Genomic DNA, 2429 nt, shown 5'->3' with positions numbered 1-2429 from the left:
CCGCGGCTTCGGCGAGGTCGAATTCCGCCAGATCGCCGACTGGATCATCGAAGTGGTCGACGGCCTGGCCGCCAATGGCGAAGACGGCAACAGCACGGTCGAGGCCAAGGTCAAGGCCGAAGTCGCAGACCTCTGCGCCAAATTCCCGATCTATCCGAACCTGTAAGACGAAGGACCAGAATCCATGAGCTTTCATTCCATCGACCAAGCCCCAGCCCGACTGAACCGAAGTGAATTGGCCGTGCCCGGCAGCCAACCCGGAATGTTCGAAAAGGCAGCCAAATCCGATGTAGACGTCATTTTCCTTGATCTGGAAGACGCGGTTGCACCGGATGAGAAAGAGCAGGCCCGCAGGAACATCATTCAGGCGCTGAACGACATCGATTGGGGCAACAAGACCATGTCGGTTCGGATCAACGGTCTGGACACGCATTACATGTACCGCGACGTCGTCGATGTGGTCGAACAGGCAGGTGAGCGGCTGGACCTGATCATGGTTCCCAAGGTCGGGACGGCTGCGGATGTTTATGCTGTCGATATGCTGGTGACCCAGATCGAAGACGCCAAGGGTTACAAAAAACGGATCGGGTTCGAGCACATCATCGAAACCGCGCTTGGCATGCAGAATGTCAGTGAGATTGCGGCAGCATCAAAGCGCAATGAAAGCCTTCACTTCGGCGTGGCCGACTATGCGGCCTCGACCCGTGCGCGCACCACGATCATCGGTGGGGTGAACCCGGACTACTCTGTTTTGACCGATGCGGACCCCGAGCGCGGTCGCCAGACCCATTGGGGTGACATGTGGCATTATGCTCTGGCCCGCATGGTGGTTGCTGCGCGCGCCAACGGGCTGCGTCCGATTGATGGGCCTTTTGGCGATTTTCAGGACCCGGACGGTTACAAGGCCGCCGCAAAACGTGCCGCCGTTCTGGGTTGCGAAGGCAAATGGGCCATTCACCCAAGCCAGATCGCGCTGGCGAACGAGGTGATGTCGCCGTCTGACGCCGAGGTCAACAAGGCGCAGCGCATTCTTGTTGCCATGGCCGAGGCCGAGGCAGACGGAAAAGGCGCCGTTTCGCTGGACGGCCGGCTGATAGATTACGCCTCAATCCGTCAGGCCGAAGTGCTGGTGGAAAAGGCAAGCCAGATTGCTGCGGCGTGAATCAAACTAAAGTTGCGTGGGCAAACTGCCCACGCGATATCATCGCCCGTTGCGGACGCCGAAGAAGTGCTAGGATCCTTCCGGCGCCATCGACCCCATGAACCGACGGTCCCGAACATCATCCGGGCTGGTTTTGTAGCAGCGTTGAAACGCACGTTTCAAAGCGACAGGCGATGAAAAACCGGTGGCTGCCGAGATTTCGATCTGCGACATGTTCGTGAACTGCAACAGGTTCTGCGCCCGTTCCAGACGAAGCTCCTTGTACGTGGAAAGAAGCTTTGCTCCGGTTTTGCTCAGGAACCGTCGTTGCAGTTGACGCGTCGAGGTTTTGAGCAAACGGGAAAGGTCCGAGATCGTCAGAGGATCTTCGATGTTCTCCTGCATCGCATCCAAAGTACGCACCACCAGAAGATCGCCTTTTGCCCTGTGCACCAACCGGGCAGCCAACTTGCTTTCGTGTTTTTGCGTAGGTTCAGTCAGGCCGATATAGCTGCGCAATGCGTCCGCAATATGCTCTCCGTGATCCATGGACACGAATTCGGACAACAACCGCAACGCGCTCAGTCTGCTGGTCGCGCTGTGGGGGTGCCCGTCGGCGGCCAGATGGGTTGCCGCGCCGCAGCTTTCCAATCCGCTTTCCAGCGCGGCCGCGGCAAAGTTCGGGTGAACCGCAACGATGTTTCGGCCTGCTCTGCCCATTTGCACCAGCAACAGGACAGCTCCCCCGACCAGAACGGTCCTTGAAGACAGGTTGAGAACTTGCGAAATCCAGCTTCTGCGCGGACCGGAGACGTCCCAGTTGTTCTCCAGGTCGCCCCAGAATATTGCCGTCCGACCTGCCCAATAAAGAGGTCCGCCGACCGAGTCATTTCCGGACACCCGGAGATTGACGACGTAAGAGCAGTTTTCGACCAGGCTGTTCAGAGCGTGATAGAACTCCACGACGATCTCAGCCGATGCCAGCGCCCGCGTGTCGCTGAGGATAACATCGATGTGTTTTATTCTTTCGGGCACCTCCGGCCCGGTCTTTGCCAGGTCGGCGCGATCATTTGCGAGGACATAGTGTTTCATTGTTCCTCCATCAAATTGACGAGAGGCAGCGCCTCGCAGGACGCTGCCCTCATTTTCGGATTTCAATCCGCCAGAGCAAACCGCGGATTGCTACGCCCGGTTCCCTATTCCGCGGCGTCTGCGTATGCGTCCATTGGGGGGCATGTGCAGACGAGGTTTCTGTCACCGTATGCGTTGTCGACGCGGTTGACGGGGG

Annotated in this window: 2 protein-coding genes and 1 pseudogene; 2 read left to right on the top strand and 1 reads right to left on the bottom strand. The window is 58.3% G+C overall.

Features of this window, described 5'->3' with window-relative positions; translation table 11 throughout:
- Both glyA and ACR0C6_RS20970 read left to right on the top strand, forming a co-directional pair.
- Window positions 1-166, top strand: a pseudogene (gene glyA, locus ACR0C6_RS20975) (serine hydroxymethyltransferase); the annotation flags it as partial.
- A gap of 18 nt (window positions 167-184) precedes the next feature.
- A complete protein-coding gene (locus ACR0C6_RS20970; RefSeq protein ID WP_480621027.1) occupies window positions 185-1162 on the top strand; it encodes an HpcH/HpaI aldolase/citrate lyase family protein in 978 nt (325 codons plus the stop codon).
- Between the two features lie 69 nt (window positions 1163-1231).
- Here ACR0C6_RS20970 and ACR0C6_RS20965 read toward each other — a convergent pair whose 3' ends face one another.
- Window positions 1232-2233 (bottom strand): helix-turn-helix domain-containing protein, encoded by a 1002-nt coding sequence (locus ACR0C6_RS20965; protein ID WP_480621026.1) that lies wholly within the window; start codon window positions 2231-2233, stop codon window positions 1232-1234.
- Window positions 2234-2429 lie beyond the last annotated feature (196 nt).

This window comes from Ruegeria sp. AL12, from assembly GCF_056540885.1.
Note: the sequence above shows the minus strand (reverse complement) of the source record. Positions and strands in the feature narration are given on the sequence as shown.